The organism is Candidatus Acidianus copahuensis, from assembly GCF_000632495.1.
GTDB lineage: Archaea > Thermoproteota > Thermoprotei_A > Sulfolobales > Sulfolobaceae > Acidianus > Acidianus copahuensis.
Genome location: NZ_JFZT01000044.1, coordinates 130785 through 144438 on the forward strand (window position 1 = coordinate 130785; position 13654 = coordinate 144438).

General features: G+C 35.6%; 13 protein-coding genes. 6 read left to right on the forward strand and 7 right to left on the reverse strand.

Annotated features, from left to right (window positions below):
* Positions 1–38 precede the first annotated feature (38 nt).
* The 3 genes from CM19_RS07480 to CM19_RS07490 all read right to left on the reverse strand — a co-directional run bounded on the left by CM19_RS07480 (position 39) and on the right by CM19_RS07490 (position 2482).
* Positions 39–1016 (reverse strand): iron-containing alcohol dehydrogenase, encoded by a 978-nt coding sequence (locus CM19_RS07480; protein ID WP_048099827.1) that lies wholly within the window; start codon positions 1014–1016, stop codon positions 39–41.
* A gap of 43 nt (positions 1017–1059) precedes the next feature.
* Complete coding sequence (locus CM19_RS07485; protein WP_048099828.1) at positions 1060–1476, reverse strand: universal stress protein; 417 nt, start codon at positions 1474–1476, stop codon at positions 1060–1062.
* 211 nt (positions 1477–1687) lie between these two features.
* Complete coding sequence (locus CM19_RS07490; RefSeq protein WP_048099829.1) at positions 1688–2482, reverse strand: XdhC family protein; 795 nt, start codon at positions 2480–2482, stop codon at positions 1688–1690.
* Positions 2483–2573: 91 nt separating this feature from the next.
* On the opposite strand from CM19_RS07490, the gene CM19_RS07495 reads away from it, so the two are divergent.
* Positions 2574–3134: a cysteine hydrolase family protein gene (locus CM19_RS07495; protein ID WP_048099830.1), complete on the forward strand. Its 561-nt coding sequence runs from the start codon at positions 2574–2576 to the stop codon at positions 3132–3134.
* A 2127-nt stretch (positions 3135–5261) separates the two neighbouring features.
* On the opposite strand, the gene CM19_RS07500 is transcribed toward CM19_RS07495, so the two are convergent.
* Positions 5262–6632 (reverse strand): RNA-guided endonuclease InsQ/TnpB family protein, encoded by a 1371-nt coding sequence (locus tag CM19_RS07500; protein ID WP_052349487.1) that lies wholly within the window; start codon positions 6630–6632, stop codon positions 5262–5264.
* A 228-nt stretch (positions 6633–6860) separates the two neighbouring features.
* Between CM19_RS07500 and CM19_RS07505 the strand changes: the two genes are divergently transcribed.
* Positions 6861–7268 carry a hypothetical protein gene (locus CM19_RS07505; RefSeq protein WP_048099831.1) on the forward strand — a complete coding sequence of 136 codons (408 nt, stop codon included), beginning with the start codon at positions 6861–6863 and terminating at the stop codon, positions 7266–7268.
* A 164-nt stretch (positions 7269–7432) separates the two neighbouring features.
* On the opposite strand, the gene CM19_RS07510 is transcribed toward CM19_RS07505, so the two are convergent.
* Positions 7433–7918 (reverse strand): hypothetical protein, encoded by a 486-nt coding sequence (locus CM19_RS07510; RefSeq protein WP_048099832.1) that lies wholly within the window; start codon positions 7916–7918, stop codon positions 7433–7435.
* Between the two features lie 547 nt (positions 7919–8465).
* Between CM19_RS07510 and CM19_RS07515 the strand changes: the two genes are divergently transcribed.
* Positions 8466–9476, forward strand: a complete 1011-nt coding sequence (locus tag CM19_RS07515; protein WP_048099833.1) for a PTO1314 family radical SAM protein — start codon at positions 8466–8468, stop codon at positions 9474–9476.
* 441 nt (positions 9477–9917) lie between these two features.
* Here the strand turns inward: CM19_RS07515 and CM19_RS07520 are convergent, their stop codons facing one another.
* Entirely contained in the window at positions 9918–10103 is a 186-nt protein-coding gene (locus tag CM19_RS07520; RefSeq protein ID WP_048099834.1) for a hypothetical protein, read from the reverse strand.
* A 795-nt stretch (positions 10104–10898) separates the two neighbouring features.
* Between CM19_RS07520 and CM19_RS07525 the strand changes: the two genes are divergently transcribed.
* Entirely contained in the window at positions 10899–11207 is a 309-nt protein-coding gene (locus CM19_RS07525; protein WP_052349488.1) for a hypothetical protein, read from the forward strand.
* Positions 11208–11395: 188 nt separating this feature from the next.
* Positions 11396–11635 carry a zinc ribbon domain-containing protein gene (locus CM19_RS12780; RefSeq protein ID WP_150111406.1) on the forward strand — a complete coding sequence of 80 codons (240 nt, stop codon included), beginning with the start codon at positions 11396–11398 and terminating at the stop codon, positions 11633–11635.
* Positions 11636–11901: 266 nt separating this feature from the next.
* On the opposite strand, the gene CM19_RS07530 is transcribed toward CM19_RS12780, so the two are convergent.
* A complete protein-coding gene (locus tag CM19_RS07530) occupies positions 11902–12948 on the reverse strand; it encodes an encapsulin (protein WP_048099835.1) in 1047 nt (348 codons plus the stop codon).
* A 161-nt stretch (positions 12949–13109) separates the two neighbouring features.
* Between CM19_RS07530 and CM19_RS07535 the strand changes: the two genes are divergently transcribed.
* Complete coding sequence (locus CM19_RS07535) at positions 13110–13631, forward strand: nicotinamide-nucleotide adenylyltransferase (RefSeq protein ID WP_048099836.1); 522 nt, start codon at positions 13110–13112, stop codon at positions 13629–13631.
* The last annotated feature ends 23 nt before the right edge of the window (positions 13632–13654 follow it).

The window sequence follows — 13654 nt, forward strand, 5'->3', positions numbered from 1 at the left end:
AGATAATTACAACTAGCGTTTATACATTTTATAATGGATCAATAAACTTCTTCTATGAATTCTTTAGCTTGTTCCTCTGTTATTTTAATTGGATTTCCACTGCTATTTACGACTTCAGTAAATTTTCCCGTGAGCTTTAGTGCATCCTTAAGATCCGCGTAATCTCTAAGTCTCTTCCTAATTCCAAGAGTTTTCAGCATAACGTCCAGAAAGTCATAAAGAGGTATCCTTCTTTCTAAAGGCTTAATACTATCCTTAATTTTCCAGTAATTGAACTTAACAGCGTTTGGAAGAGAGATACACGATGTTATGCCATGAGGTATTCCAAAACTAGGACCAAATACGTATCCAAAGGCATGGCTAATTCCCATTCTAACGTAACGCAGTGTAAGTGAGGATAACCATACACCAATTTGACATTGGATCCTTGAATTTACATCTCCCAAATCTTGGAGACATCCTATCATCCTGCTAAATCCCTCAGTTCCAAGGGAAGAGATCATTGGAGTAGAGTCAACAGAATAAATAGATTCTACAGCATGATCAATACTCCTTATACCCGATGTTTTAAGTAGGTCAATGGGAGTTTCTAAGGTTGCCTCTGGGTCCAGAATAACTATGTCTGGTTCCTTTGCACTTGAGGAAATTTTTATTCCAGATGAAGTATAGCCAGCAAATGCTGTATGCTCAGATCCAGAAAAAGTTGTGGGTATTGCTATATGAAATTTTGGAAAAGTCAATTTCACTCCATCAATTATACTGCCTCCTCCAAGGGAGATAACCACATCATAAGTAGAGATTTCTTGCTTAAGTTTTTCAACAGAGCTTTCAGGTGTATGTTGAGGTGGACCTTGAATAAGGTCTCCATTAACCAGATCGACCACCTTTTTGACTAATTTCCCTTGCATAAGGCTCTTAGTCGTAACTATAACGATTTTCCTGCCTTTTAATGAAGACATCCAATAAAGCGACTTCTCACCATAAATAACTTTCGTCCTTGGATACTCAAAGATCATAAACCAAAATTGTGCAAAACAAGATATAAAATATCCTGTGTCTTCATTTTACGATTAGAATAGGCTTTTTTACTGTCTCAATTACTTTTGTCGATACGCTTTCTACGAAGATCTTCTTCAATCCTTTAATTCCCCTAGTACCCACAACTACTAAATCAACATTCTCCTTATCTGCATACTTTGCTATGACGTGAGGAGGATATCCTCTATCGATCTTAAAGTATATTGGAACGTCATGTTCAACAGAAAGCCTCTTCATTAACTCTTCATGAATGACGACTTTCTCTCTTATCCTATGATCCTCCAATTGATAATTCTCTAAACCGTATCTAATAGGAGATTCGATCACCTCTAAGACTAACACATCTCCATTCCGATTCTTTGCAATCTTTATTCCAAAGAGTAGAGCTTTCATTGAGACGTTAGATCCATCAAATCCTACTAGAATCCTCTTAACCATACGTTTACACTAAAACAATGATCGATTTTAAAGATTTAAACTTTACTATAAACTACTACTCTATTGGATTAAAATAGCAAGATTCCGTGAGTAATTAATTTTTAAAATATCTCTTTAATTTAATTTTGATTAATTTTATTAGTTATATAGTAAATAAAATCTTGATTCCATGATAAAAAAGGAAAATAATTTGTAAATTTTAAAAATCAAATTAGCTTAAAGATTTAGGGATAAAAGTACACTGATCTTGAATCTTTCCTGCCATTGCATCTTCTAATAGGACATATGGATTCTTTACCTCTCTTAGTTCCTTTCCAGAACCGTTCCTCATGTACTTTATAACCTCTGCCAGAACGCTTAAGGCTATCTCCTCTGCAGTTTTAGATCCTATATCAATGCCTATAGGCGTATGTAGCCTCTCTTTTACATCATTTAGATCTATACCTTTCTTCAGGAGCTGAGAGATCATGAGAGCTGCTCTCCTTTGGCTTGCTAATAAACCAATAAAAGCTGCTTTTCTCCTCAATGAAATAAATAGAGCATCTAAATCATAAGCCCTTCCTCCTTCGTTAGCAACTATAACGTAGGAGTCCTCCTGAACAATTTCGTCCATGACTTGTACGTTGTTAGAAATCATCCTTGCTCCGCTGAATTCCTCTTCCCTTATTCCCTCTCCTATCACAGCAGTATTGTAACCCATGGTCACAGCTAACCTATTTATTGCTTTAGCTATTACCCCTTCCCCAACTAAAACTATAGACGGTCTAGGTTCTATAGGTTCAGCTATTACTCTTTTACCTTTCAAGTTCATTTCTAACACTTTATTCTCTTTAATTGATCTATCAGCCAAATCAAGGATATCTTTACTTACAAAACCTAAGAGGGATTTTCCTTTTACAATTATTGTTCTTTCAATTACGTTTTCTTGCAGAATAGTAACGATTACAAATGGTTCATTTTCTTTACTAACCTTTGATAAAGCGGAGAAGAATTCACAAGAACTCATAAGTGTAAGTTTGTTTGGCAATTAAATTGATTTCCCATTCCTCCTTGAATTTACCTAATTAAACTTTTAATTTGGCCCCCGAACTATCTTTATGTCTTGGTTTAACGTAGAAGAATTAAAAAAGTTAGTAAAGAAAAATAACTCTGTCCTAGTTGTTTGGGATGTACATGAGGCCTTAGTTAGCTCTATATTTAATAAAGATGAGTTCTTGTCAAGTCTTAAGGAACTAATTAGCGAGGCTAGAAGTCTAAACATACCGATTGTATATACAAAGATAACTCCGTATCCGGAGAAGTTTCAGCCCCCTATAAGAAGATCGTTTAACCCAGGAGACATAATAAAGGATGTATACCCACAGGATGGAGATGTTGTACTTCTCAAGAATACACCTAGTATATTTGTTGGAACAAACTTTGAATTAATGTTAAGGAATGTCGGTATAAATACGATAGTTTTCACAGGAATAGCTACAGATATAGGGGTGGAAACATCGGTAAGACATGCCCAGGCCTTAGGTTTCTTACCAGTAGTAGCTAAGCAGGCTGTTTCATCTGGTGATAAAGCGGCTCATGAAAGATCTCTAGAGAACCTTAAGAGACTAATGCTAGTATTGGATAATAAGGAAATAATAAGCCTCTGGAGAACAGGATAACGTAGCTTCCCCATCTACTGAAACAGTGCGCGCCAAATAAAAAGCGTTTGAGAAGGGGAAATACATAAACTAGGCTCTACTACACCACTTATATCGTCAAAGACTGCTTATGTAGGAAGAAAAGTAAATCTCCAAAATCTACGCTAAAAATATCCCTTCTCTAGTTAACTCAATAACGTTAAGTTCTGTATAGTACTGAACCAGTTGTGATGATGGAAAAAACAGGGCTCGTAGACATTACCTACTAACCCTACTCTTTTTGGGGTTTGGGTTTTACGGACATTTATTGTCATGTCCTTAAAGCCCTTGGGCTTCACCACGTTCTGAGCTGAAGCTCATCATCACGATCCGCCCCATTAGCGGGATAACCCCACCCACACCACCGAAGACCGGGTTGTGGGGAAACCCGCACATCCTTAATTCCTCCTTCTCCCTTTTTTTGTCCCTTCTTCGGGTCTACACACCCACATTTGGGACGATATAATATTGATTTTAAAATATATATAAGTATTTTGGTTTGAAGTGAAAATAATGAAATATATAAATGTCACGATCTAAGCTAAACTGCTGACAACGGCTTTCTCGATCTAGAATGCTAAGAATGTTTTAACTGCACTTCCTTTATGAGTTTTTTAATCTTACCAAATTTTAATCGATCTTATCAAACTACTTGAGGTTTATCTCAAGATCTCGTTGTTACGATAACTTTTTTTTGTTTGATGCTAAGGCTTGATGCTATCGATAACTGTTTAGCTTAAATTATGATATTTTATGTGTATCATGATTTTTCCACTTCAAAAATGGTTTATGTTTTTTAAAAGATCAATTTAAGTTCCAGATGCGCATATGCAGACCCGAATTAGGGATTATACGAGAACTGGAGAAGCCTTATAAAGCTTAAGGGTGAGAGACCATCATTTGCGTAAGAAGATAGCTACTTCTAAAAAAAGTCTATTTCGCACAATTTCTTTGTACTCACGAGAGATCAGTTGTAATGGGTTTAGTTAATTTATTCTCTACGTTAGAAACTGAGGAAAAGTTTTTATTTACTTCAGGACTTCCGCAATGTCTATAGTGACCAAGGCTAATAAAACGGATCCGTAAAGGAAATCTCTACTGAGTGATCTGATGATCGAGTCTAGAATATGAAGTAGCAAGATCGACCAAAAGATCAATGTCTTTAACGAGGAAATTAATTGTGTCTATAAAATCTAGAATTCTTATTATTTTAACATAAAGACATTCAGTATATCATAATCAAAAGGTGATTACGTTAATCTTTATTCTACAATATCTACGTAAAAGGTTAATAATAGTTCATATATTTTGTTCTTGATTTAATTATTGAATCTACAAGACTATCTAACCCAAACAATGTTTAGATAAAAAAACATTACATTAACTTTAAAAACTATAATGTCTTATTTCTTTTGTTCTCCCTGTCCCTTACCCTGCTCTCCTTTCTTCCCTTTCTTTGCCATTTGTTATCTAAATAAAGGTTAGAACAATAATAATTTATAAAAATTTTCTTCTTCAAATGCCCTAAACACTTATGCTAAATTCCTCCATGGAACATAAAATAATTTCATAGTTCAAGCTTATTTTTATTATAATTTGAAAGGACTGAAGCTATATATATTAAAAAACACTTATTTGTCTCTACATAAAGAACGTCAATTTTTTACGATTTATTTAAGGCGTTTACGTTAATCTCTATATATAGAAGAGAATTTAATTCAATAAAATTAAATAAAGTCGTTTCCTCTCTATATATGAGAGAATAATATCCTTAAGAAGATAACGTATTATTTTAAGATGGAGAATACTTCGTTAAGAACTATTACTTCCTAGCTATGAATAATGTTCAAGAGAAGAAATTAATATTATGTTGATCTATATCTTCTCTAGGTAACTTATTTTTCATAGGCGGTCGGAATTCTCGAGAAACATTGATGGACAACTCTACTGCGATTAGGATTATATGCAATGAAAATCTAGTCGTTGACCTCAGGAAGATCGTTTAATATAATGTTAAGCAGAAGGGATGCTCATAGTTGTTGATGAGAATGCATCTCAAGTCCATGTTCTGACCTCCTCCCCGCCCTGAAGGGTTCCCCTCAGAGCGGTTCATAGGTTTTGATCCATACGTTTCACCCTCATAGAATCATATCTAGCTGGTACTACCAGCCCCGATCCTCTCGTCCACGTATAGACCAGTGGGGTGGTCTTGCCCCAACTTATCCCTATCCCTCTGGTGATCCCACCATCATTAGGACTCGGGATTATGGATATGTTAAACGCACCAACTAGGTCTGCGTTAAATACTTTGTTAGATGTTGTACACTTAAATAAACCCCTTGAAACTCTTTCGCCACAACCCTTACCATGTATTGGGCAAGTAGTTGAAGTGTATGCCTCGTTAACAAACTCAACAGTTATTCCGTGTTCTTCGGCAACATCCCTCAACTTTTCCATAACTTGTTTATAAGACCAGACGTTAGCAACTAGAAAGTTACCCTTTTTCTGACTTATGTTCTTTGGATAACCAACCTTAATTAGAGAAACACCTTTGTTGTATAAGAATTCAACAACTTTCCTTACGGTAGCGTCTATTATAGCGTTTAACTTCCTCTTCCACTTAATGTACAACCTCCTTATCTTATTTGAGAACGGTTGTTTGAACAAGGATAATAACTTCTGTTTCATACTTATCAGTTTCATGAAGTAGTACGAGATTGATTTTAACACTCTAGTCTTGATTAACACTTGTGTACCGTCAGAGACATAGACAGCAAAGAGGTTGTTTATCCCTATATCTATCCCACCTACTAAATTACCTTTAGGTGTTAGCGGTACTTTCACCCATTCATCATTCTTTCTGTCAAGTCTTTCATTTGCCTTTATGGTAATGTGTGCATACCACTTATGCAACACGGGGTTGTATATTATTTCTAACCTCCCTTGTTTCCCTCTATAGTAAATTTCTCCCTTGTATCTTATTGCCAAGTCCTCGAATTTTCCTAAATGATGAAGTTCTATCTCTTGTTTCTCTTCATCTATCTTGTATTGGTCTTTTCTTAACACTATTATCAACTTTCTCTTCTTCCTGTCTTTCCAGTAACCTGGTGGGTTTACGTTCTTGATAAATGGTAGTAATTTTTCCTCTTTCTTTGCTCTCAATAGAGAGAAGAATGAACTCCACGCCTCATTATTTTTGTTTAAAACTTGTTGTGCTGTTATTGTACCTATCATGTTCTTATACTCATTATACCACTTTGTATAGGTACCCTTGATATCAACACTACGTTCACCGTTAAAGAACTGTCTTCTCCTCTCATAGTTTACTTGGTTCCATAGTTTTGAACACAAGTTTCCTAGTTCTTTTAATTCCTCCTCTTGTTCTTTTGTCGGTACTAGATCTACAGTTATGGTGCGTCTTAGGACTGATACGGTAGGCATAGGGACTGATCCCTTACTACTCTTCTTAGGTTTACCCACCGTACCGTCCTCATTAGGAATTACTATCTACCTTTTATAAACTTTTTTTGATATCATCCCCGCTCTGAAGAGCGAGGCTTTCGGTTGTAAACGCTTCTGAGAATATAATGAAGAGAGGAATAGAGGAAATCAAAGGACATACAAATAACGAATAATGTTAATTGTTGGAAAAATTCTTTCAAAATACTAATGGAAAGGAATTAAATCTACTTGGTTGATGATTACTATATGGTAGTATTTACAGTTAGGGAAAAGCTTGTCACTAATCGCGAAGATGTATTAAATAGATTGATGGATGTTAATTCCTTACCTCTATATTGGAAAGGGACAAAAAGCATTCAAGTTATAGATAAGGATAATAATAAGGTAGATGTAAAAATAAGATTTGCCTTTCCTTCAACTGCATTAGCAACTATTACCATTATAGGGGATGGAATTAGAATAGATTATAAAAAAGGTCCTTTTACAGGCTACCAGATAACAAGAGTTAAGGAGGGATATATAGAGTCTATGTGGGATATCCAATTTACTGGTTTTTTTAAATTTCTTGCGCGGAAAAGTGTGGAACACTTTAAGAAAGGAACTCAGCATGCTTTACAGAGGTTACAAGGGATCGAGCCAAAAGAAACTCAATAGGTATTTTTTTTTTAAAAAAAACTTAGCAGATAAGTAATCGATGTTAAATAGGTCGAACCATACATGTCCTTAAGTTTGAAGTCTCCAACGCATATTAAATATCGTACAATAAACTTACGTTTATATTTGAAAATCTTCAATTACTTAATAAAATATTAAAAAAATTAAGTAGTCGGTTTTCTTCTAGATTTTATGAAACCTAAAACTAAAATCACAATTCCGATAATAATTAAGGGTATCGAGGCTAATATTCCTACAGTTAAAAGAGGTGACGGGGCAGGCAATACCTTGTATGAATGGAAGAGGTTCACGTTATTAGTGTTGTTATTGTAAAATGAAACATCAACTGTTTCACTCTTAGATAAAACTGCTAACTCTAACCAAGAATTATTTGTAATTTTTGTAGGTGATGTAGGGAAACCTGTTACTTGTATAGGTAAAGAGGAATTATAATACATCGCAAGAACGTGGTTAGACGGAACGAGGACTGAAATATTGTAGAATTCTTTTGGTTTTAATGAAAGTGACTCACCATGGACTAGAATTGATGAAAGAGATGAGTCAATTGAATATATTTCTGCTATAGAGGCAAGAAGTAGCACTACTCCAACTATTGCTATTATTATCCCAGCTTTCTGGAACGTATTCATAGATAATTTGGAGAGCGATATATAATAAATTTGATCAAAACAACGCTTTGTGAGTAAATCCAAAGTCTTCTAGATAAATTATGATTAGATTGGAAGTCCTCTATTTCACATATTTCAAATTCTATGAGGAGTACTTCACATCAATAGCATAGGAGGTGTTTGGGTTTTACGGATATTTATTACCCGCGAAACCCTTGGGCTTCACCACATTCTAAACAAAGCTCATCATCGCGATCTGCCCCATTAGCTGGATAACCACACCCATAACCCTGAAAATCTCGTCAAAGACCCCAGAGTTTTGGGTAAATCACCACATCCTTAATTCCTCCTTCTCCCTTTTTTGTCCCTTCTTCGGGTCTACACACCCACGTTTGGAACAAATTAATATTGTTTTTTTAAAACATATAAGTATTTTGTTGGAAAGATAAAATCATGAAATGCATAAAAATGTCACGGTTTAAGCGAAACTGCTGACAACGGCCATCTTCTGTCCACTTGACCCTTTGACAAGAAGGTTTAATATATTGTAATAAGAAGAAAATAAATTATGACTATTGTAAGGCCCTTTATTATTGGCAACTTTAAGAGACTAGTAATGGGGAGGGGGGTTAAGAAACTCCCATTAATTGCTGGACATAAGCTCCTTTATACTTGCAATTTAAGATGTAAAATGTGCCCATTTTGGAGAAGAAAAGATGAAAACTTGCTTTCTGTAGACAAGGAAGTAGAGATGATGAAATCCCTACAGAGAGTTGGAGTTTTATTTATGGGCTTTGAGGGAGGAGAACCTTTGCTTAGACGTGATTTACCACAGATCCTTGAAGAATCTCATAGAAGATTCTATACTTCCATTGTAACAAATGGCTGGCTATTAAAGGATAGATTTCGCGAAATAAGGGATTACGTTGATTACATGTTTGTATCTATTGATGGTATAGGAGAGGTTCACGATAAAATAAGGGGAATACCAGGTTCTTTTGAGAAAGCAATATCTGGAATAAAAGAGGCTAAGAGGATATCAGATATGCCAATTGCCTTGAGCTTTACTTTAACATCGGAAAATATAGATCAAGCAATACCTGTAGTAGATCTAGCAAGAAATTTGGGAGTTAAGGTTAGCGTTCAAATTGCCTATAATTACTCTACCGCTGAAAAAATATCCCCGGAGAAGGAGAAACTTAAAATAGCATTAAAGGAACTCCTTGAACTAAAGAAGAAGGATTATCCAATAATAGAATCTGCTCAGTTTTTTGAAGCTATTCTAAACTCTTGGTACAGAGGAATAGGGTGGAAATGCAAACCATGGATAACAATAAATATCGATCCTCAGGGGAGGATAGTGTTACCTTGTTATGTACTTAATGAGTATTATGGAGAAAAGAAGGTGTGGGAGGTTAATCTCATAGATCTTTGGAACAGTTATCCTTGGGAAAAATATGAGTCTTGCAATAGTTGCGGGTTAGCATGTTACTTGGAACCTTCGCTTTTTTCAATGAAGAACCCATCGATGTTCAAGGAAAAAATATTGAACAATTTAGTGTCATATATAACTAGCTAATAATGTTCCCTGTATCGTTAATATGAACTTATGAATGTCTACCTCAAATTGAAATAGTCTTTATGAGATAGCTTTCTATTTCCTAAATGATGAAATTTTTACAACTGAAAGTCTCGCTATTTAGAGCGAGAAGGAGGTCACTATATATAAACCTTTTCTTCTACCCCTTCACAGTAAACAGAAGGGATCGTGAAACTGTTTCTGATTCTAGGGTAACAAATGGTTTCTAAATGTGTTTTTAGGGAAAGTTTTATGATGAACCTCATACTGATGCTGTGCACTGCACAAAGGTGTGGGGTGATGTCTAGAGGGATCCGTGCCGTTGATTCCAATGCCTTGTGATCTCACACTGGAGGTAGCTGTGCTATTGATGAAGGTGTGGGTGAGGAGTAAGTCCCTAGAGGATACCTTGAAATGCGCTAAACTATCTAGGAGTACCCTCTAGGGACAAACGGTAGCCCTACTCGCATTACCGAAGACTTGTCCAGACATCCAAGATGTGGGGAAACCCGCACATCCTTTAGTTACTTCCCCTTTCATAGTCCCTTCTTCGGGTCTACAATACTTATCTTTAGGACAAGTTATTTTTGTTTTTAAAATATAGGCATTTTGAAAAGGAAAAATCATAAAATCTGTAAAAATACCACGATTTAAGTGAAACTACTTTCAACTGCTTTACCCTCTACCCGGAGGAAACAAGCAAGGATTAACTATGAAGCACGACCAAAAGGTGATAGTAGTTCAATAGTGGGTTTCTGGTCTAAGATTTAGTGATGAAATATGTGTTACCTTGGTTTGTTACTCTATTCCTTTTTGTTTAGACGACTGAGAAATAAGAAACTAGCACATTAAAAAGTTTTTATTTTTTGACACTACTTATCTCTTTTCCTGATAAACTAATTATTTTTTAATCCAGTAAGTCATATATATTCATGTGAAAATAAAAAAACTCTTGACGTAGAAACCTTTAATGAATACTTAAACTCCCCAGTTTATTCTACATTATTACAAAAGATTACTGAACTTGGGGATAAAGTATTCCACGCTAATAGGCTAGCAAACTTACAGGCTTATTTTGAGGGGTTCACCTTTTACACTTCTTCTAAGTATAGGCCTACGCCGTTGTCAGCAGTTTAGCTTAGATCGTGACATTTATATACATTTCATGATTTTCACTTCAAACCAAAATACTTAATATATATATATATTCTAAAATCAATATTATATCGTCCCAAATGTGGGTGTGTAGACCCGAAGAAGGGACAAAAAAAGAGTGAAGGAGGAACTAAGGATGTGCGGGTTTCCCCACACCCCGGTCTTCGGTGGTGTGGGTGGGGTTAGCCCGCTAATGGGGCGGAGCGTGATGATGAGCTTCGGCTCATAACGTGGTGAAGCCCAAGGGTTTCATGGACATGACAATAAATGTCCGTAAAACCCAAACCCCTAGATCAAGTTGCTAAGGAACTTTATTTAAGTGGAGAGAAGGAGTTAGTTAGTTACCTTCTATCTTCGCTTACTTTGCTGAGAGAGGATCTTAGACAGTTAGGAGACGAGGCAATAATTTCGGCATTAGCTGTAATGGAATCTAGACTTAATATGAAACAGCGGGGCATTAAGTATTTTGAGGACGTATTAAATAGCGCAATATTTCTAGGAGACTCTATTGAAAAGTACTTTTCAGCCGGCGAGATGTTTAGTACTCAGAGACAGGATGAAGTAGAACCTAAATAATTTCTTATATCTGACCTCCTCTCCTCAAAGGTGAGGCTTTCGGCTGTAAAAGTCTAACTCCTTGTGACGATTAATCTTTGTATCTTGTATGAGATTATCTTTCCTAGGATAAGGGTTAGAAAGATCCAACATAAGGTAAGGATGGATAACCGTGTTATATCAAAATCTTCTCGTCTCCCTACCTTCATTTGCATGACGTAGGTTTCTACGAAATGAGACAAAAAGTGACAGATGGAGAAATATCAAAGGAGTTCAAACTAGTCAACCCAGCCTACACCTCAAGGACTTGTCCTCGTTGCATTTACGTCAAGAAGAAATGCCCTTTCACACAGAGGACTTTCTTCTATGAAAGTTGTGGATACATCGCAGACCGCGATTTAGTCGGTTACCTTAACGTTTTGTCTCGTGCAGGCTCGGAGTCATCTTAGATCCTGTGGAGTTGACCCCTCTACCTTCTTAAAGCTAAGGAAAGAGTTAACGATGAAGCAGGAACCTTTGCACTTCAGTTATAGATCACCGCTGAAAGATCTATCGTAGTAGGCTTAGTGAAGTAGTATTGTACCCGTGAATGGAGGAACTTAAGTTTATGGACTATTCAATAACTTACACATTGGATTTTAAGAACTATAGCATAAAGCAGTATCGTGATAGACCAATCAGATGATGAATCAAGAAGATAAAGAGATCGGATAGATCATTTTCTCCTTATGAAGCTAGAGCTATAGCTCGATAGGGGATATGGGGATATTTGTTCTGACAAAAGGTATACATCATAATCCTTTTCCTTAGCTAAGTATTCTACTGAGAAATCCTTAGTAAACGCTAACTGAAATCCTCGCCTACTTATAAGTATAATTTCACTATCCTCTAATGCATTAGTAATAACTGGATTTCCTACTTGCTTAACTAAATCCAATTCATATGTTCCAGTTTTGTCTAATATTCTAAAGAGCTTAGAGTAAATGGTTGGAGATAAGAAAACAGTAACGTCTTTTCCGAATCCCTCTCTTGTCATAAGGCTATAAGCTTTAAGTATATCATTAGCTACATTTCCAGGTTGATCCCAATCATTTCCATCAATCTTAATTCCATAATTTGACGGCGATAATGGATGATACTTAAGAATGGTTTCACTTTCCATCTTAACGAATTTATACGCCGAAGATATAGCTACTGGTTTAGCTTGATCGGGATTAGCATTTGCTAGTAGTATCTTAACTTCTAGAGATAAGTAAGGTATCTCTGATATTCTCTTTGCGCTTTCTTGAATTACTGAACCATCTGAATATTTGCTTTCGCTTAACGTGATTATATTTGAGTCAAATTTGACTTTACTAAAGTTAGATACTATGGATGAATCCTTTACAGCATCCTTTATCCATGACTCTAATTCATTTTCTCTATTTGGTACTATTTTTTCTTCCTTATTTCCTTGGATGGGAAAAGTCTCTTGCTTTCCTATTATTTTTGAAGCCTCTTCCCATCCTTTCTTAATATAATTAAACTCATCAGGAGAAACCTCATAAAGCATTCTCAAAAACTCACCAAAGTGCGTCATCTCTTCCGAGGCTATATCTTCATGAGCAGCCTTTAGCCTAGGATCTGCGATTAAATTGCCTTGTTGAAAATAGTAATTTATTGCGTCAATTTCAGCAGCTAATGAACCTCTAATAGCCCTTTGCATTTCTTCTTTATTGAATTTCTCTTTTCTATTTAACGTAGACGGATCATTTGAGAACATAAATTATATAGTAAAGGAAGAATAAAATGTTTTTGGCAGAGAAACAAATATCGTTTTAAACAAGGTTTATATGTTTATTTTCAAGAAATAGTTCCGCTGTTTTGCGCTCGTTGAGAAATGTTGATATATTTTTAAATCCCTTTTTACACTAAGGTGCTGGTTTGAGAGGTCTTTTCCCAGGAAGATTTCAGCCATTTCATTTTGGCCATCTTTCAGTTGTAAAATGGGCTCTGGAAAGGGTAGACGAATTAGTGATTCTTATAGGCAGTGTTAATGATAGCCATACTCTTCTCAATCCATTTACTGCTGGAGAAAGAATTGAAATGATAAGGAATTCGTTGGTAGAAAATGAAATAGATCTAAGAAAAATATTTATAATTCCAGTATCAGAGATTCTTATAAGTTCTATGTGGGCTAGACAAGTGATGTCTTTAGCGCCTAAATTTGACGTTGTATTTACAAGAAATCCCTTGGTAATTACGGCATTCAAGGAATGTGGAATTAAGGTTATTGTTCCACCCTCTTTTAACAGAGAAAAGTTTAGCTCTACCAAAATTAGAAAGAGTATGCTTTCTGATGATAAAACATGGGAAGAGCTCTTACCTGACTCTGTTCGAAAATTCATTATAGAGAGAGATCTAGTTTCAAGGATAAGGGAAATTGCTAAATCTGATAAGCAATGAACTAGGAAAGGTTTGAGGAAGTT